Origin of the sequence: Nostoc sp. DedSLP04, assembly GCF_034530775.1 — a bacterium.
Taxonomy (GTDB): Bacteria; Cyanobacteriota; Cyanobacteriia; order Cyanobacteriales; family Nostocaceae; genus Nostoc.
This window is the reverse complement of record NZ_JAVRCL010000025.1, coordinates 65914-85347: the sequence shown is the minus strand read 5'-3', so window position 1 is coordinate 85347 and position 19434 is coordinate 65914. Positions and strand designations below refer to the sequence as shown.

At 42.8% G+C, this 19434-nt stretch carries 14 protein-coding genes; 8 read left to right on the top strand and 6 right to left on the bottom strand.

Going from position 1 to position 19434, the window contains the following annotated elements; genetic code table 11:
• Positions 1-35 precede the first annotated feature (35 nt).
• From RMX89_RS16370 to RMX89_RS16340, 7 genes are all read left to right on the top strand, one after another.
• The gene (locus tag RMX89_RS16370; protein WP_322685435.1) at positions 36-1106 is read left to right on the top strand and encodes an Mrp/NBP35 family ATP-binding protein; all 1071 of its coding nucleotides are present in this window, start codon (positions 36-38) and stop codon (positions 1104-1106) included.
• A 154-nt stretch (positions 1107-1260) separates the two neighbouring features.
• The gene (rodA, locus tag RMX89_RS16365) at positions 1261-2574 is read left to right on the top strand and encodes a rod shape-determining protein RodA (RefSeq protein WP_322689631.1); all 1314 of its coding nucleotides are present in this window, start codon (positions 1261-1263) and stop codon (positions 2572-2574) included.
• A 95-nt stretch (positions 2575-2669) separates the two neighbouring features.
• Positions 2670-2867 (top strand): NAD(P)H dehydrogenase subunit NdhS, encoded by a 198-nt coding sequence (locus RMX89_RS16360; protein ID WP_322673257.1) that lies wholly within the window; start codon positions 2670-2672, stop codon positions 2865-2867.
• 79 nt (positions 2868-2946) lie between these two features.
• Entirely contained in the window at positions 2947-3603 is a 657-nt protein-coding gene (locus tag RMX89_RS16355; protein WP_094351696.1) for an HAS-barrel domain-containing protein, read from the top strand.
• 148 nt (positions 3604-3751) lie between these two features.
• Entirely contained in the window at positions 3752-5890 is a 2139-nt protein-coding gene (locus RMX89_RS16350; protein WP_322689630.1) for a cation:proton antiporter, read from the top strand.
• A 469-nt stretch (positions 5891-6359) separates the two neighbouring features.
• Positions 6360-7310: a UDP-glucuronic acid decarboxylase family protein gene (locus tag RMX89_RS16345; protein ID WP_322689629.1), complete on the top strand. Its 951-nt coding sequence runs from the start codon at positions 6360-6362 to the stop codon at positions 7308-7310.
• Between the two features lie 148 nt (positions 7311-7458).
• Entirely contained in the window at positions 7459-8850 is a 1392-nt protein-coding gene (locus RMX89_RS16340) for a UDP-glucose/GDP-mannose dehydrogenase family protein (RefSeq protein ID WP_322673254.1), read from the top strand.
• Between the two features lie 141 nt (positions 8851-8991).
• Here RMX89_RS16340 and RMX89_RS16335 read toward each other — a convergent pair whose 3' ends face one another.
• The 6 genes from RMX89_RS16335 to RMX89_RS16310 all read right to left on the bottom strand — a co-directional run bounded on the left by RMX89_RS16335 (position 8992) and on the right by RMX89_RS16310 (position 15913).
• A complete protein-coding gene (locus tag RMX89_RS16335; protein WP_322673253.1) occupies positions 8992-9786 on the bottom strand; it encodes a DUF2993 domain-containing protein in 795 nt (264 codons plus the stop codon).
• Between the two features lie 561 nt (positions 9787-10347).
• Positions 10348-11319 (bottom strand): aldo/keto reductase, encoded by a 972-nt coding sequence (locus RMX89_RS16330; RefSeq protein ID WP_322689628.1) that lies wholly within the window; start codon positions 11317-11319, stop codon positions 10348-10350.
• Positions 11320-11563: 244 nt separating this feature from the next.
• The gene (locus tag RMX89_RS16325; protein ID WP_322689627.1) at positions 11564-11869 is read right to left on the bottom strand and encodes a DUF4090 family protein; all 306 of its coding nucleotides are present in this window, start codon (positions 11867-11869) and stop codon (positions 11564-11566) included.
• Positions 11870-12023: 154 nt separating this feature from the next.
• Positions 12024-12278, bottom strand: coding sequence for a hypothetical protein (locus tag RMX89_RS16320; RefSeq protein WP_322682201.1), 255 nt, complete (start codon positions 12276-12278; stop codon positions 12024-12026).
• Positions 12279-12469: 191 nt separating this feature from the next.
• Positions 12470-15574 carry a phosphoenolpyruvate carboxylase gene (locus RMX89_RS16315; protein ID WP_322689626.1) on the bottom strand — a complete coding sequence of 1035 codons (3105 nt, stop codon included), beginning with the start codon at positions 15572-15574 and terminating at the stop codon, positions 12470-12472.
• An 84-nt stretch (positions 15575-15658) separates the two neighbouring features.
• Positions 15659-15913, bottom strand: coding sequence for a hypothetical protein (locus RMX89_RS16310; protein WP_322682203.1), 255 nt, complete (start codon positions 15911-15913; stop codon positions 15659-15661).
• Between the two features lie 473 nt (positions 15914-16386).
• Here RMX89_RS16310 and RMX89_RS16305 point away from each other — a divergent pair, with 473 nt between their 5' ends.
• Positions 16387-19401, top strand: coding sequence for a DUF1574 family protein (locus RMX89_RS16305; RefSeq protein ID WP_322689625.1), 3015 nt, complete (start codon positions 16387-16389; stop codon positions 19399-19401).
• Positions 19402-19434 lie beyond the last annotated feature (33 nt).

Below are 19434 nucleotides of genomic sequence, written 5' to 3'. Positions count from 1 at the left end.
GTGTATTTATTCATTTTGTTGAATTTTGAATTTTTATGTACGATGTCCTCGATTCCCGCTCTGTCTTAGAAATTTTGCGACCAGTGGAAGACCCAGAACTTCGTAAAAGTCTGGTAGAACTGAATATGATTCGCAACGTAAAAATTGATGGTGGTAAGGTTAGTTTCACTTTAGTGTTAACCACCCCTGCCTGTCCTTTACGTGAATTTATTGTCGAAGACTGTCAGAAAGCTGTCAAAAAACTTCCAGGCGTGACAGATGTCAGCATAGAAGTGACAGCAGAAACACCACAGCAAAAAAGTTTACCTGACCGCACTGGTATTTCTGGAGTCAAAAATATCATTGCTGTATCCAGCGGTAAAGGTGGCGTTGGTAAAAGTACCGTGGCGGTAAATGTTGCAGTGGCTCTAGCCCAAACTGGGGCGAAAGTCGGCTTGCTAGATGCTGATATTTACGGGCCCAATGACCCAACCATGCTGGGTTTGTCTGATGCTCAAATTACTGTGCGTTCTACTGAAACAGGTGAAATCCTGGAACCTGCTTTTAATCACGGCGTCAAATTAGTTTCAATGGGCTTTTTGATTGACCGAGATCAACCAGTAATTTGGCGGGGGCCTATGCTCAATGGTGTAATTCGCCAGTTTCTCTATCAAGTGCAGTGGGGAGAACTGGATTATTTGATTGTAGATATGCCACCGGGAACCGGAGATGCTCAGTTAACTTTAACACAAGCAGTGCCGATGGCAGGAGCAGTAATTGTCACCACACCGCAAAACGTAGCTCTGTTAGATTCTCGCAAGGGATTGCGGATGTTCCAGCAAATGAATGTTCCAGTATTGGGGATCGTGGAAAATATGAGCTATTTTATCCCCCCCGATCGACCAGATAAGCAATATGACATCTTTGGTTCCGGTGGTGGCTCCAAAACAGCTGCGGAATTGGGAGTGCCACTCTTGGGGTGTGTGCCGCTAGAAATTTCCACGCGAGTTGGTGGTGATAGTGGTGTACCGATAGTTGTTGGCGATCCAGATTCAGCTTCAGCCAAAGCATTAATAGCGATCGCTCTTACCATTGCTGGTAAAGTATCAGTTGCTGCCCTGACATAATTATAAATTTTATATTTCTATCTACTTCCTGGGCTATAGCTTGGGAATACTAGAAATTGGGTGTTAGGGATTAGAGAAGTTGGGGAAGAATAAATATTGATTATTGACCAATTCCCAAACCCCAACAATTAAAGCTAAAGTCTAAACTGGCACAATGTTGTTAAAACGATCGCTCCCCAAAATTCGCTGGAAGTCTTGGGTTAAGCCCTGGCAGCATGTAGATTGGCTACTTTTTTGTTTGCCGATTGCTGTTAGTATTTTTGGCGGCCTGATGATTCTCAGTACGGAACTGAAGCAGCCAGTAACTGACTGGTGGTGGCACTGGATGGTAGCGGGTATCGGCGTGCTTATAGCCCTATTTTTATCTCGCATTCGTTACGAACTCTTGATGCAGTGGCACTGGGTAACATACACACTGACGAACTTCAGTTTAATTGCCGTGATGATTGCTGGTACTAGCGCCAAAGGGGCACAACGGTGGATTAGTATCGCCGGTTTTAACGTGCAACCCTCAGAATTTGCCAAAGTCGGCATGATTATCACATTAGCAGCTTTGCTACACAGGCGGACTGCTTCTAGCCTCGAAGGTGTTTTCCGCGTTTTGGCAATCACCGCTATACCTTGGGGACTAGTATTTTTACAGCCAGATTTAGCAACATCACTGGTATTTGGTGCGATCGTCTTAGGAATGCTTTACTGGGCAAATGCTAACCCAGGCTGGTTAATTCTGATGATTTCTCCGGTGGTTGCCGCCATTTTGTTTAGTATCTCTTGGCCTTTAACAGCACCAATAGTTTTATTCAAAGAACTATCTTTTGGCCCATTAGGGATAGTTTGGTCAGTTGCAATGGCTATTGTAGGCTGGCAAACTCTTCCCTGGCGTCGATTTGGTTTAGGTGCTATCGGTGCATGGACTCTCAATATCCTGGGTGGCGAATTAGGAGTCTTCGCTTGGAACCATGTTTTGAAAGAGTATCAAAAAGACCGTCTGACTGTATTCATGAATCCCGATCACGATCCACTCGGTGCTGGATATCACTTAATCCAATCTCGCATTGCTATTGGTGCTGGTGAAATCTGGGGATGGGGTCTGTTCAAGGGGCCCATGACGCAACTGAATTTTGTACCAGAACAGCATACAGACTTTATTTTCTCCGCAGTAGGGGAAGAATTTGGTTTTGTCGGTTGTTTGTTAGTACTGTTTGTCTTCTGCTTAATTTGCTTCCGTCTACTGCATATTGCCCAAACCGCCAAAGATAACTTTGGTTCTTTGTTGGCTATTGGCGTTTTGTCCATGATTGTGTTTCAGCTGATTGTCAACATTGGTATGACTGTTGGGTTAGCACCTGTGGCAGGAATTCCCCTACCTTGGATGAGTTATGGACGTTCTGCAATGCTGACCAACTTCATTTCCTTGGGAATAGTAGAATCGGTAGCAAATTTTCGACAAAAACAGAAGTATTATTGATTCGTCATTAGTCATTTGTCCTTTGTCCTTCGCTAATGACAAATGACTATTAACAAGTATTAAGCTATTAAAAGGAAACAAACGAGGCTAAAAAAATGATTCTGCCTGGAGCAACTGTTCGTATTAAGAATCCCGCAGATACCTATTATCGCTACGAAGGACTCGTGCAACGGGTGAGTGATGGCAAAGTAGCCGTATTATTTGAAGGTGGTAACTGGGATAAATTAGTTACCTTCCGTCTGAGCGAATTGGAACTCGTAGAAACTACCGCCGGACGTAAAAAAGCCAAATAAGATTAGTCATTAGTCATTTGTTCTTTGTCATTTGGCAAAAACTAATGACTAATGACGAATGACTAATGACTAAATTACTATGCGCCTCCCCCTACCACAGTTTGCCACTGGCGATCGCCATCCCAACCACATTGCGGAGGTGATTGAAACTACTAGTACCGAATTTTTAGCTCAGTGTTTAGAACCGGAAGATTTAAGCTTTCCCTCGATGCCACCCTTTGGTAGTTGGGTCTGTTCTGTAGATGAAGAATCTGGCAATCAAATTTATGCTGTAGTGTATTATGCCACAACTATGCCCATAGATTCCGTACACAGGGCGAGGGCATTAGGGTTGTCCTTGCAAGATTTACGAGAGGAACAACCCCAAATATTTGCCATGCTCCGCACAGAATTTAGGGCTGCGATCGTGGGATTTGAACTATCTTCGCAAAATCAAAGTTATAACCAAAGAGTATATCAGTATCTTCCACCCCGTCCCCCGCAAATTCATCAAGCTGTTTATCGATGTGAACCAGAAGCTATCATTAAATTTACTGAAGAACTAGATTTTTTACGGACACTGCTGTGTATAAATGGTGCGCCAATCGAGTCTTTAGCCGCAGCTGCCATTCGAGATGTATACCAGTTACGCAAAGCTGACCGACAATGGCTAATTAAAGCTGGACGTAGTTTAAGTGTGCTACTTAAAGACGACTACGATCGCTTACGATTCATTTTGAGTCAAATCCACCCGTAGGTAGTTAATTCTTAAATAATTGCCTAGTTAGTGTAAATTAAGAAGATTTTTGATTTTTTGTCAGGTGGCTTCCCTATTTATTCATATTGATCGGGCGATCGCCTCCAAGGTAATCGCTGTTTTACCATAGCCCCTTCAATTCCTATATATGGAACTAATATCACAAGTTCTTGTTCTGGAACCAACTTCCCAAGTTCTTGGCAAAGAACCAATTGTTCCCTTTGCTATTTTGCTGGTGGTCATCTTAGTTATACCCATCATGTTTGAGCGGCTAAGATTACCAGGATTAGTGGGTTTGGTTTTCTCAGGGCTAGTACTTGGGCCCTCAGGTTGGAATCTTTTTCAGTCTGACTCACCCATGATTAACCTACTATCAGACATTGGGTTAATTTATTTGCTATTTGTCGCTGGGCTAGAAATTGATTTAGAACAGTTTCGCCGGAAAAAAAGTCGTGCTTTTGGGTTTGCTAGTTTTACTTTCAGTGTACCCCTACTCATGGGAACCTTAGTAGGGCTGATTTTCGGCTATGGCTGGAATACTTCAATCTTAATTGGCTCTTTATTTGCTTCCTATACCCTTTTGGCATACCCCATAATCAGCCGTTTGGGAGTAATAAACAACGAAGCTGTTACTGTCACCATTGGAGCTACGATTTTTACAAACATTGGTGCAGTACTAATATTAGCCATTTGTGTAGCTGTCTCTCATACTGAAGCATTCAGCTTTGCGAAACTACTCACTTTGTCTGGTTGGTTAATTATTTACTCTGTGGCCGTTGTGACAGGCTTTGATTGGGCAGGCAAAGAATTTTTCAAACGGTCTGGAGACGATGAAGGAAACAAGTTTTTATTTGTGTTGCTTTCTGTGTTTCTGGCAGCTGTGGGCGCTCAATTGATTGGGGTAGAAAAAATTGTTGGTGCTTTTTTAGCGGGTTTGGCAGTGAATGAAGCTGTGGGTGAAGGCCCAGTCAAAGAAAAGGTGGTATTTATTGGCAGTGTGCTGTTCATTCCTATTTTCTTTGTTGACCTTGGCTTACTGATCGATTTACCCGCCTTTGTGAATAATCTGAACACGCTCAAATTAACGCTGTCGGTCGTAGTTGGTTTGATTATCAGTAAATTGATCGCAGCTTTGTTGACAAAACTGGTTTACCGCTATAAATGGCAAGAAATGCTAACGATGTGGTCGCTGTCACTACCCCAGGTTGGTACAACGTTAGCAGCAACTTTAGTGGGATATCAGTCTGGGTTGCTGCCAGTAGAAGTATTACATAGTGTGATTGTTTTAATGGTGGTCACATCAACCTTGGGGCCGTTGATAACTAGTCGAATAGCTGTGAGTTTGAATTCCCCACCAGATGAAGATCCAGCACCACCCCTAGCTGAGGAGAATGCATCAAAAACAGACAATGCTTTTACTATAGTCGTACCTATATATAATCCTCAGACCCAGCAGCATTTGATTGAAATGGCAGCGTTATTAGCACGTCAGTCTCATGGCAAAATTATACCCCTGGCGATCGCTACTGCTGCTGCTCACATGGATGCGCCCCAGTTAGAAGCGTCTCTACAACGGAGTGAGTGGTTATTGAATAAAGCCACGACACAAAGTCGAACCTTGGGCGTAGCCGCAGAACCAATGCTGCGAATCGATGATGCTTTTGCTCAAGGAATTAGCAGAGCGGCTCGCGAACAAAAGGCTAATTTAATTGTTATGGGTTGGGGTAAACGGACTGGGTTACGAGCGCGTTTATTTGGGAATGTGATTGATGGTGTGCTTTGGGCATCTCATTGTCCAGTAGCAGTGACACGTCTAGTAGAATCACCGAAAAAAATTCAGCGGATCTTAGTACCAATAGAAAACTTAACAGCACCAACATTACAACCCGTACAATTTGCCCAGCTGCTAGCACAGGCAAATCAGAGCCACATTACTGTGCTGAATGTGTGCGATCGCCGTACTAGTTCTAGTAAAATTGCTTGGAGGCGATCGCATCTCTCCTTATTGGTATCTAAATTGGCTTTAGCCAATGCCCCAGAAATTCAAATCATCGCTCACGAAAATGTTGCCCAAGCGATTTTACAGGCAGCAAGATTATATGATTTAGTAGTTTTACCTTTTATACGTAATCGTACCAGTCCTGGAGGGTTAGCCATTAGCGATGTCACAACCCAGTTAGCCAGACAACTCACCTGCTCAATTATTATGCTTGGAGAACCGCAACGCACTCAAAGCACAAATTTAATTATGTCTACCACGGCTAGCAGCATTACATCTGCTGTATGATGTAAAGCAGAATACAGTTCAAGTAAGTAAACCTGGGCTGCATTAGAATAGTCCGCCGGAGGCATCAAATTTCCGAAAATATTGCTAATAAATGAATAAGCTGTAGGGATTTACATCTGTATTATTTGGATATATTTGTAGCGCGAGTGTCAACGCCATCTCGACTAATTTTTTGTATCCAATTAAAAACTTGATAACCGTAAAAATACTTTATATTTTTGAAGATTTGATAAAGTTCGGCTGAACAACAAACAACTTTTAAACAATTTCTGTTATTTTGCTAATTAAATTCTTAAGAAAACAGGTAAAAATATAACAAAACTACAACTGTGAAAAAATAGGTAAGTTCAACAACAATTTTTGATTGAGCCTTGTTATTTTTTTTTGTTTTGTATTTTTGTGCCCAAGGTGGGTAATCTAAAAGTAAGTGCAATAGCTACTGAAAATATTTGTAAGTAACTGGGAAACTATGAGAATTTTGGTGACGGGCGGTGCTGGGTTTATTGGTTCCCATCTCATCGACCGACTAATGGCTGCTGGGCATGAAATAATATGCTTGGATAATTTTTACACTGGTCATAAACGCAACATTTTGAAATGGTTAGACCATCCGTACTTTGAATTGATCCGTCACGATATTACCGAACCAATTCGGTTAGAAGTCGATCAAATTTATCATTTAGCTTGTCCTGCTTCACCAGTACATTACCAGTACAACCCAGTTAAAACCGTTAAAACCAACGTGATGGGAACACTGAATATGTTGGGGCTAGCTAAACGTGTGAAAGCGAGGTTTTTCTTAGCTTCCACTAGTGAAGTATACGGAGATCCAGAAATTCATCCCCAAACTGAAGAGTATAGAGGTAGCGTCAATCCCATTGGAATACGTTCGTGCTATGACGAAGGTAAAAGAATTGCTGAGACTCTAGCATTTGATTACTACAGGCAAAATAAAGTTGATATTCGAGTTGTGCGGATATTCAACACCTACGGACCGAGAATGTTAGAAAATGATGGTCGGGTGGTGAGCAACTTTATAGTTCAAGCCTTGCAGGGTAATCCTTTAACCGTGTACGGTGATGGTTCGCAAACTCGTAGTTTCTGCTACGTTTCCGATTTGGTAGAAGGATTCATCCGCCTAATGAATAGCGACTACATTGGCCCAGTCAATCTGGGTAATCCTGGTGAATACACGATTTTACAATTGGCACAAACTGTGCAAAATATGATCAATCCAGACGCGCAGATTAAATTCGAGGCACTACCTTCGGACGATCCCCGACGTCGCCAGCCTGATATCACAAAGGCAAAAACTTGGTTAAATTGGGAACCTACCATTCCTCTACAAGAGGGTTTAAAACTAACAATAGAAGATTTTCGCGATCGCATTCAAAGCGATGTCAATAATTCAACCACCTGAGTTACGTCTAGCGTCGCTCTAAATTTTCATGCAGGCTAACCCCATCGGTAGCTAGTATATTTAGTTGCTGATTTTTCCCAAGCGTCTAAATGTAAAATTGATAATTTCTTTTTGAAGATTAAACCCAAATAAGTGAGGAGTTAAATAAATGCGTGTTTGCGTTATTGGTACTGGTTACGTTGGTTTAGTTACAGGCGCTTGCTTGGCTCATATTGGGCATGATGTAATTTGCGTAGACAACAACGAAGAAAAAGTTAAGTTAATGAAGTCTGGGCAGTCTCCAATTTTTGAGCCGGGACTCTCAGAAATTATGCAGTCTGCCATTCAAACAGAGAAGATTCATTTTACTAGCGATCTTGCTGCTGGAGTTTCCCACGGAGAAATTCTGTTTATTGCTGTGGGAACGCCACCTTTACCCACTGGTGAAAGTGATACTCGTTACGTCGAAGCTGTAGCCCGTGGGATTGGGGAAAATCTCAACGGTGGTTATAAAGTCATAGTGAATAAATCTACAGTACCCATTGGCTCAGGTGACTGGGTGCGGATGCTTGTTCTAGATGGTGTTGCAGAGCGGCAGAAAACACTGATACCCGCAGGTGGAGTGCCGAGTGATGAGAAATTACCTGAATTTGTAGCCGAGTTTGATGTAGTCAGCAACCCAGAGTTTTTGCGTGAAGGTTCGGCAGTTCACGACACCTTTAACCCCGATCGCATCGTACTAGGAGGCAATAGCCAAAGAGCAGTAGCTTTAATGCAACAACTATATGCCCCAATTGTAGAACGCAAGTACGCTGACGATCAATCTTTACCCCCAGTGCCAATTCTGGCAACAGACCTGAGTTCGGCGGAGATGATTAAATACGCTGCTAATGCCTTTTTAGCCACTAAGATTAGTTTTATTAACGAAGTTGCTAATATTTGCGATCGCGTTGGTGCTGATGTCACCCAAGTAGCTAGAGGTATTGGTCTAGATTCCCGCATTGGTAACAAGTTTTTACAAGCTGGTATTGGTTGGGGTGGTTCTTGTTTTCCCAAAGATGTCTCTGCTCTAATTCACACTGCTGATGACTATGGTTATGAAGCCCAGCTACTGAAATCTGCTGTCAGTGTCAACGAACGTCAGCGGTTGATTGCTTTGGAAAAACTCCAACAAGTTCTAAAAATTCTCAAAGGCAAAACAGTCGGACTACTCGGACTGACCTTCAAGCCCGATACCGACGACTTGCGCGACGCCCCAGCACTCAACCTAATTGAGCAGCTAAACCGACTGGGAGCTAAAGTTAAAGCCTATGACCCCATTGTTTCCCAAACAGGTCTACGTCATGGACTTTCTGGTGTGCTAGTAGAAACCGATGCCGAAAGACTCGCTGACGGCTGTGATGCCTTAGTACTTGTCACCGAATGGCAGCAATTCAGCACTCTGGACTATGTGAAGATGGCGAAACTGATGGCCCACCCCGTTATCATCGACGGTCGTAACTTCCTCGATCCCGAAGCAATGATCCGCGCTGGATTCCAGTATGTAGGTGTGGGAAGATAAAAAGTTAAAAGTTAGGAGTTATTAATAACTCCTAACTTTCTTCAAAAACTAAAGATTTAAATTACCGTCTAGAATCATCTAGGCGGTATTTAATTTGTTTAAAGCTTCACTATACTTTAATTTTTTGCCTATAATTTTGGATTAAGGACTATTTGGAATACGTTCAATTTCAGCATATCCACTGAAAATAATTTTTTGACCTTCAGTTTCTAATCGGTTGAGGCGCATTTTCACTCCATCAAGATCAAAACGATCCAAATCGACCATATTATCTAAAATTTCTACCAGTGCTACGCTCAAGGTTTGCGAGATTTCCCGTTGCCCTTCTGGCACTTGGTCAAGTTGAATTTTCGGATCTTTGAAAGAAACTCGCCGCCGTCTTTCAATACCTACAGTTAAAATCATGTTCAGGGGTACGAGTTCGCCATTATTTAAATCTGCTTTTGCTACAAGCTGTAAGCGATTTTCTGGCAATAGCTGTACCTGAACATCTGTAAAGGAGACTGGTTCTCCACCAGATAATTCTGTCAGTGATGGTACGGTGAGGTTAAGCAAGCGCTTTTTCACCAGTTCTGCATTAAAAGCTTGGTTTATGCCTGCTTCTGATAAGATTACTTGAGCGATCGCTTGAGTAGGTTGCTTAAGGCTAAGTTTGCCCTTTAAAACCGAGCCGAAGTCAATCGCCACCGCATCAGTTTCAAACGACATCTCCTCAACCGCAAAATCTCTCCGAATCACCAAGCCACGGCCGCTCATTTTGAAGCTATCAATGCTGCCTTGCAAGAGCTTGCTGGAAGGATAGCAGCGCACAAAGACTTCTACTGACTCGCTCGTGCTAAACAGGTGGCGAATCGTTTGGCTGGCGACTGTGTTGAGCATTCGCTCTCCCCAATCTGTGCCTTTAGGATCTTGTAAACCAGTAAGTCCGCCGAACATGTGGTTTTGGGTCTCTAGAAGTTCTTTGTACTTTTGTAACAAATCATGAAGAATACAGCAAGCGATCCCGTGATTAATTGTGCTGATGGATAAGCATAGAATGGCTAATAATTGATGAACTATGTATTAAATATTACTATGTGACTTGAGTTGAGAGAAAGTCGTAGTATTCATGACAATAGTAATCCTAAGAGAATCAGATTACTGCGGCGTAGTATTTTATAGATGGTTAAAATGTATCATTTATACGCTTATAATACATCTTGATTACTCTAGTACTACATAAAGTAAGGCTGAGTCTTCCTGAATCAGCTTCAACCTCATGGTTTCCACACGTATCGCGAGGTCTTACGATCCGCTCAAATACTGCATTAGCAATATTAATCGTGCTAATTTTGATATGATTCTGGATTTATTTAATGCATAAAACCAGAATCATATCAAGATATTCACGTTCTTTGGCAATTTTCGTTATAGTTTCTGTGGTGATCGCTCCATAGTTTTTATAATTTTAAATTCATTAATCAAGTTTCTAGAATTCAAAATATATTGGTATTGAGTTTATTTTCTTGATGCTGACATCAATTCCTGGATGCCCTGTGGTTCTTCTCCCAGCCAATCTTGATTTTGAGCAGTGCTGTCGAAGATTGATGAAGTTTTGAAAGGCTCAAACTCGCCGCGTGATGACGCTTCTGCCGTTTTTGCTAAGAGCGATCGCACTTGCTCGTCGTTCATTGGCTGGAACGTCCGCACTGCTTCAAAAGCTTGCTCTAGAATCTCCATACTGTCAATTCCGGTAATCACAACTGATGTGGGCAGATTCAAAGCATAGTGTAAACATTCAATTGGCGTTACAGTATTTGACCGTAAAAGAATACCGTTTGCCAAGCTTTTCATTCCCAAAACGCCGATGTTTTGTTTAACTAACTCTGGTAAAACCAGCTTTTCAAAGCTTCGGTAGTGGGCATCCATCACACTTAGAGGCATCTGCACTGTATCAAATTTAAACCCGTTAGTGGCTGCAACTTCCAGCATATGCAGATGAACATAGGGGTCTTTATGCCCAGTAAAACCTATATATCGGAGTTTGCCAGCTTTCCGTGCTTCAATCAAGGCAGCATTCGCCCCTTCTTCGTGAAAAACTCGATGCGGGTCTTCGTGCCGCAGGATTTCGTGGTGCTGAACCAGATCGATGCAATCAACTTGCAGGCGTTGCAGTGATTCGTCTAGCTGTTTTGTTGCTGCTTTTTTAGAGCGACCATCGATTTTCGTCATCAGGAACACTTTGTCTCGATAGCCATGCAAGAGCGCTTTTCCCATGCGAATTTCGCTGACTCCACCGTTGTAATCCCAACTGTTATCCATAAAAGTGATGCCGCGATCGATCGCGGTTCTAACAATTCGGATACCTAGTTCCTCATCAACATGCTTCAAGGCGATGTGCCAACCACCTAATCCGATGGCGGAAACTTTCTCTCCTGTACTGCCGATAACTCGGTATTGCATTTCTGAATTTGACGTAGTTTCTGACATGAGTTTTCCAAGTCTTTCAGCTATTACTTAAGTACATATAGCCATCTGCCAATTCAAACACAAGAGAAAGTTGACAATATCTTGCTGAAGATACACTTTTCAACTCATCGGGAAATTACTGAAGAAGCCAAAATATCGATGGCAATTTGCTATGTTTGAGGTAAAGAATCGAGGGCACAGCATTGCTGTACCCCTAGAACATATTTGGTTCAAATAAATGAAAACTGTTGTACGAAATTAACAATTATTTACCACTATAAAAAAAGGCAATTTCTTTTTCTTTTAGGGGTGCGAAACCAGCATCTACAAGTAATTGGTCGAGTTCTGCTTGGGCAATGTGTTTTGCGCCAATTCGTACAATGCGCGATCGCATAGTATTAGATACACCACTGCGCTGTCTATTGGCTTCTAGCGCCATAACTTTACTATAAAGTTCTAGCTTGGCAGGTGGAATGGGAGAACCATCAAAATCAATTCCCTGTGCGATCGCTTCATCAATCGCATCAGCTCCTGTAGTAGTTTGATTCCCTGGGTTAGTTTCGGTAGGCATGGTGATTTACTCTTCTTCGCTATGGGTAGATTTTACCAGCGTTACTGACACCAAAGTTGCCCGAACTCACGTTTACAGAAGTTTTCATGTATTTGAACCACATTTGTTGTAGGGGCGCAAGGCTTTGCGTCCTTACAACTGCGTGGTCTCTTTACTAATCACGAGCTTGTCGCGTCACCACACCACCAACAAAAGCCCCTAAGATAGTTCCTGTCCATAGTCCTGTTGTGCTACCTTGCCATATTGCTCCTGGTGTAATCCAAGCGTTGCACATCTCCTTTAAACCCCAAGGTTGGTTTTGACACTTTTGGCTATGCAGCATCATAGTGATTTGACCACTGGTGTAAGCGCCAAAAAAACCTGATGACAGCGCCAAAAAAGTGCAAATTAAAATTCTATTTTTTGTCATTAGTCATTAGTCATTAGACATTTTGCAAAAGTAACAAATGCCAAGATTTTGGGCAAAGGTTAAAGGTTACTGGATTTGGGAAAATTCTATACCTTTACCCTTTTCCCACAATGTCAAGAAGTCTATTAGTCATTGGTCATTATGCCCCATGCCCAACGCCCTATTCCCAATGCCCAATGCCCCATTCCCAATCAACCTGTATTTCTCATTCCAGCAGCAATCCCATTAATAGTTAACAATGCTCCTCGCAGTAATTCGCCTTTGCTGTAACGAGAATGAATTACTCCAGAAGTAGCAGTAGTATTTTGGGACTGCCGTAGACGCTTGAGTAGTGAAACTTGAATAAATCCCAAGGGGACAATTGTCCCATTCCGTAACTGCACAGATCGTTGCAATATTGGATCGCCATCTAACAGTCGATTGTGATCGGTGATTTTTAACACCAAATCCCTTGTCAGATAGAACTCGCTAGCAATTTGGTCAAAAACCTTGGCAAAACGAAGTTGATCTTCTGGTTTTGAGAGTTCTTGGACGTAGTGATGTGCCATTTGCATATCTACTTTTGCCAAAGTCATCTCGGCCTTAGAAATCACCATCTTGAAAAACGGCCACTTAACGTAAAAGTAGCGCAGTAATTTCAAGTGTTCTTCTGGTTCTGCGTTCAAAAATTCTTGTAAGGCTGTGCCAACGCCATACCAGGAAGGAAGTAAAAAGCGGGTTTGCGTCCAGCTAAATACCCAAGGAATAGCTCGCAGACTGCTTAAATCTTTTTTACCAGATGGACGACGAGCGGGACGGGAACTAATTTGCAGTTGACTAATTTCTTCAATGGGGGTTACTTCGTGGAAGAAATCAACAAAATCAGGCTGTTCGTAGATTAGGGCGCGATAATGTTGACGCGATCGCGCTGCTAATTCTTCCATAATCTCATTCCAGGGTTCAATATCATCAAACCCTGTCCGCAGCAGGCTGGCTTGAATCACAGCCGTGGTGATGGTTTCCATGTGATACAAAGCCAAGTCCAACAAGGAATATTTGGAAGCTAAAACTTCTCCTTGTTCGGTAATCTTGATTCGCCCATTGATACTATGACCTGGTTGAGCCAAAATCGCTTCGTAAGCAGGGCCCCCACCTCGTCCCACAGAACCGCCGCGTCCGTGGAAAATTCGCAAATTTAGATCGTAATTTTCTGCTATTTGTTGCAGTGATTTTTGAGCTTTATGAATTTCCCAGTTACTGCTTAAAAAACCAGAGTCTTTGTTGCTGTCAGAATACCCCAACATTACTTCTTGCAAGTTGGGGGTGATGGAGGAGGCAGGGGAGCAGGGGAGCAGCGGGGCAGGGGAGGCAGGGGGGGCAGGGGAGGGTGAATTTCCGTCTGCACCTTCTGTTTTTGTCTGTTCGTAACCACCGGCTAATAAAGCGCGATATAACGGCAGTTCAAACAGTTTCCGCATGACGCTTCTAGAGCGTTGTAAATCTTCTACTGTCTCAAAAAGGGGGATAACTTGAATAGTTCCGACGGCAATGGCGGGGTCAAAAAGTCTGGCTTCTTTAGCTAAAAGCAATACTTCCAACACGTCGCTCACGTCGCGGCACATACTGATAATGTAAGTTTGGCAGATGTTCAGACCAAATTCTTGTTGGAGCGATCGCACGACGCGAAAGGTTTCAATTACATCGTTGGTTTTTTCGGAAAATGGCAATTCTGCGGGAATTAATGGCCTGCGAGTTTGCAGTTCGCCTGTAAGCCAAGCAACTTTTTGCTCCTCGGATAGTTCGTTGTAAGGTTGGGGTAATATTTGCAGGTATTCCAGAATCTCATTGAGCGCATCGGCGTGGCGGGATGATTCTTGGCGGATATCTAACTGTGTCAAGTTAAAGCCAAAAATTTCTACTTGACAGATCAGATTTTCTAATTCTCGACAACTTAAACCTGTTTCTGTTAAGTTGCGCTGAATCATCCGCAGTTCTGCTAAAAAATCGGCACCCGAACGATATAGGGGACTGTCTTGATTTGTTGGCGTTTCCCGATTGTACAAAGCGAGATTGCGATCGCGAGTATTTTCCAGCCGTTTCAGTACGTAAGCCAGTTTGAGCCGATAAGGTTCTTGTCGATAACGCAGTGCCAGTGCATCGTAGACTTCACTCAATTGGGACTGATCCAATTCTAGAGATTCCAGTAAGTCTGGTAAAACATCACTCCAGTGCATCGACACACTCAACAATTCAATCAGATTTTTCACTGACTGAATATATCTCCCGATCACCATTTTGCGCTGATAGCAAGCTGTTTTCCAGGTGATTTCAGGTGTGACTGATGGGTTTCCATCTCTGTCTGAGCCTACCCATGAGCCAAAAGAGCAAAAGTTTTTACTCGGTGGTTCAAGCCAAGGAAAGGTATTGGATAGAGCGTGTTTGAAACGTTTATACAGTTGGGGAATGCCATCAAATAAAACTTCTTGGAAGTAGTGCAGGGCATAATCTACTTCATCTAGCACTGTGGGTTTGAACTGGTGAAGTTCATCTGTACGCCACCACAGGCGAATCTCTTCGAGCAATTGTTCGCGGACATCTACTGCTTCCCAAGGATATGCTCCTGGCGTACTCCCAGAGTGATTTTCCAAGGTATCCAGTTTTTGCAAAAGTTGTACCACCTGTCGCTGCTTATCCCGGATGGTATGACGAACAATTTCCGTCGGATGCGCTGTAAAAACTAACCGCACATCCAGATGTGCAATTAGACGTTGAATTTGCTGGGGTGGTACATTCAGTTTGAATAAATAGGGAAACAAGGCAGCAAAAGTACCTTTTGGTTTGACTTGCGCCTTTTCGAGATAATTCTTTTTCAGGAAGGCTGCTGCTATTCCCTTGCTAACAGGCGCATCATCTTCTCTTTGATTGGAGGAATAGTTAACATTAGACGGTGTTTCCGGCTCCATAGCCTCTGTTTCTGCTTCATAACGACTCAATTGCTGCCGTTGTTCGTATTCCTGCTCTATGATGTTAATCAGCTGAAAATACAGAGCGAAAGCACGAGCCGCGCGAATTGCTTCGTTGATATTTAGTTGTTCAATTAATTTTACGGCTGAGGATGCTTGGTCATTTGTTGCTTGTCCCTCTGGCGAACATAGATCGCGCAACTCACGCAACAAGTCTACCATATTTTGACCGCATTCTTGCCGGAGAACTGACTCCCACAATTCTTCCACTACCTGGAGACGATGACGCAAAAATAATTCCGACACCGGGTATATATCAGCAGTTTGAGACGAAGAGTATAAAAGGGAACCCATATTCTCTATTCTTGTAAAGCTAATTACTGTTTACGGTTCTAGGTTTTGCACTTAATGCTCGCTGGGTTGTTCCTGAGCAAATAATTATTTGGTGTATATCTTCTCATCTTGATTGATTTCGCGTTCATCTGGGAAATCTAAATTGGGTAGGCGATCGCCTCGAAATAATTCTTCACTAGCTTCTCCTATGGCTTCTAGTGCTCTTACTGTAGTTTTTCCAGTAATCAGCAGCAGTAATATAGACGCTGTACCTATTTGTAAAAGGAACGATTGAGGAATGGGAAACAAATCCAGATTGGATGCGGGTTTAGGTGAAGACTGTTGGTTGGTAGGAGGCATTGCTAATTTTTGGTTATGGGAATTATGAGTAAAAAGCAGTTAGGAGTTAGGAGTTCAGAGTTAGGAGTTAGGATGACTCCAACGATAAAGGAATGGAGTTGAAATGAGATAAGCTGATTATTTGTTTAGCCGATCCGGGACATTAGCGTAGTCGGACACAAATCCGGCTTTAAAGGACAAGTCATCAGCCAGTCATATAGAATTATTCTGACTCCTAGCTCCTGGCTCCTAACTTTTAACTCCTAACTCCTAACTCCTAACTTCTGATTTCTGACTCCCTATTAGTAAAATAAACGCAAAACTCAACATTAGTCAGACTTGCAACCTATACAAGACTATCTTGTCCGATTTTGTGAGCTACGAAGGTAACAAAATTGTTAAAAAAAAACGTCAGAGTGTGATAAACCTATGGTTCTAGTTTACAAGTGCAGGCACTATCCCCCAACCATCGCTGACTGTAAAGTTAACTGAGCATGAAAACAGTAGTACCAGATCGCCAGCAGTCCTTAGTGCAATGGGTAAGCCAAGCAACAGGGATCAACACTTTCGGAGTGAAAGTCCGGTTGCGGGGAAATGACCTTCATATTCTTTGTGAAGGTACAGAATGTCCGCAGCGTTGGCGTACTTTGTCTGATTTGCTGCAAGCACTACAGCAAACAAACTTAGATATCCTCACAAACAGCGAACAAACCTCAATATATCAAGTATTTGTCTATGGCCGCAGAAAAGGGGAACAGCGTCCCTCGTGGTGCCATCGGGTTCACTTGAATCAAATAGATAAGCATCTCGATCAGGTGCAACAAGCGCTGCTAGCAGACTCGGAAAAATTAAAACAATCGGGTGGGGCGCTAATTGTCTCTAACGAAAGTTTGGCACGCCAAGGGAATCCAGAAGCGATCGCTCGATATCTTAGCGAAACTTTGAGTACGTTAGGTGTATCGGTACAGGTAAAGATTAAGCCATATAAGCCCAAGAATTCTCAGCCAGAAGAAAATCGTCTGTGGATATTTTGCCAGTCAAGCTATAGCCCTGATGCATCGTTGCTTGCTGAACCGATAGCACAAAAGTTGCGTTATCTCAAGCTTTCCGGGTACCAAGATGCCGTAATTGTTTCTCAGGTAAGCGGCGAAACTGATCCTGATTGGCTGCTGCGGGTGGATTTGACGCCACCAGAGGTGATGCTGAAAGAGTGGGCGCGTTGGGGAGATGTGCAAGCGATCGCTCGATTATTAGCTGAAGTACTATCAGGGTTAAAAGTTGGTGTGCAAGTTTCTTTGAAAGAATCAACGCTACATATTTTTTGTATCCCAGCTTTCGATCCTTTAGGAACAGCCCCGATCCCAGACAAGGTAGCGTGCTTAGAGGCAATTTTACCGCAGCTAGAAGCGATCGCTCCTCAAGCCATTCTCGCCGCCACCGTATACGGACAAAAAGCAGGCGACCAAGAACCCACTTGGATTGATTGGTTGAGTTTACCCGCAGCAAACTATCCCGCTTTTGCCATATCACCACTTGATTTGGCAAATACTGGTGATGAACCAGCGATGGTATTTTTACTAGAGCGCTTACTCAATCCTGATTTGGATTGGCGACTATTGACAGGTGGAATTCGCGTACTTCTACTGAACAAAAATGGTTTATTGCACATTATGTGTGATGCACCTGTTTGTCCACAGCGACAACAAGTAGCAAGTAAAATTACGCAGTTTATCCGCCAGTTAAAAATTTCCGGTATTATGGGAGTACGTATCTACGGTCGCCGTGCTGGGAATAAAGAACCTTTTTGGCATTATGGCGTCGATCTTGAACATCGCCAACGTTTAGTACCAGAAGCAACCCCAGAATTTGCTGCTACTTCTATATACATTGACGATTTAGTAACATCTGAGACTAGTGAACCAATTTTGCGCCCAGACTTAACGACAGAAGAAGTTCAAAATTTTGTAACCGAAGTAGCGCGAGATTGGATAGCAACGGCGAGTTCAACTGCGAGAAAATTCTTGTTGAAAAGCCAGTTATTTACCGAAAGCAGCGATTCAGCAGAACGTAACCATGATGTTCAAGGAATTAAAATTGCTCTAGTTTGGGGAACACTGGGATTATTGCTCACCCTGCAAACTGATTGGGTATTGGGTCGAATTATTGCACGTACTACGCCCACGCCAAAAGTAGCTAGTGCCACCCTCCCATCTCCATCTTCCGAGCAAAAGGCATCTTTGACATCTGGAAAAAATCAGAGTGAGAAAACGACATTTTTTAGCAGCACTTCCAAGACAAAATCTCCTCCAAATCAGAGTTCTGTATTTAATGCTTCGGAATTTACCCAGACTGATGATACCCCAAAAAATAATTTGGCAGCCGCACCACTGAAGGAAAAAGCAACCGCAACAGCTATTCTTTTAGCAGCGCGATCGCAGATGCCAAGTTTTAATGTTAGGCAGTTAGACGAGCAACTAGCACTGTATAAACAGCGTTTGGCTAGAACTGGTAGTCCGCCAGATGTGTTGATTATTGGCTCCTCGCGCGCCCTCAGAGGAGTAGATCCCGCAGCACTTTCTAAAGCTTTAGCAACTCAAGGCTATCCAAATCTTGACGTGTTTAACTTCGGAATCAACGGTGCTACGGCACAAGTTGTAGACTTTGTGATTCGTCACGTTTTGGAACCATCAGAACTACCCAAAATAATTATCTGGGCAGATGGGGCGCGTGCTTTCAACGGTGGACGCGAGGATATTACCTTTAAATCACTTGCGGCATCCGTTGGTTATAAGCAAGCATTTCAAAAAACAGCAACCACTGCAAATAGCAATGATTTACCAGAGAATATAGTAAATTCGGAAGAACAAAAAACAAACGAAGAAAAACAGGAAATTAGTACTTATGAAGCCGTCAATCAGTCATTAAATCAGGCTCTAGCCTCTGTTTCTGCTAGCTATCAAAACCGCGATCAAATTAAAAGTTTACTACAAAAACAACTGCTCGTATTTGGTAAAAATCAGACAGTTGCATCACAAAAACAGTTGACAGACGGTACTTCAGATGAAAGTATTTCCCAGCAAGCGGTTGACTTTGATGGCTTTTTACCCTTGTCTATTCGTTTTAATCCCGCGAGATATTATCAAAAACATTCTCGAGTTCCCGGAAATTATGACAACGACTATAAATCTTTCCAAGTAGAAGGACAGCAAGATACTGCTTTTCAAGAAGTGCTTCAGTTTACCCAGTCTCAGAAAATTTCCTTAGTATTTGTCAATATGCCTCTGACGGCAGATTATTTAGATCCAGTGCGTAAACAATATGAGCAACAATTTCAGCAATATATGTTGCGTTTGGCTACTAATCCCAACTTTATTTATCGTGATTTGAGCCAACAGTGGCCAAAAGTAAATGATTTCTTTTCCGATCCTAGCCACCTTAATCGGTTTGGTGCATACGAAGTATCAAAAAAGCTAGCTAACGATCCGATGATTCCTTGGCCAGTGAAGTAGGGAGTGGGAGTGAGGGAGTAGAAAGCAGAAAGC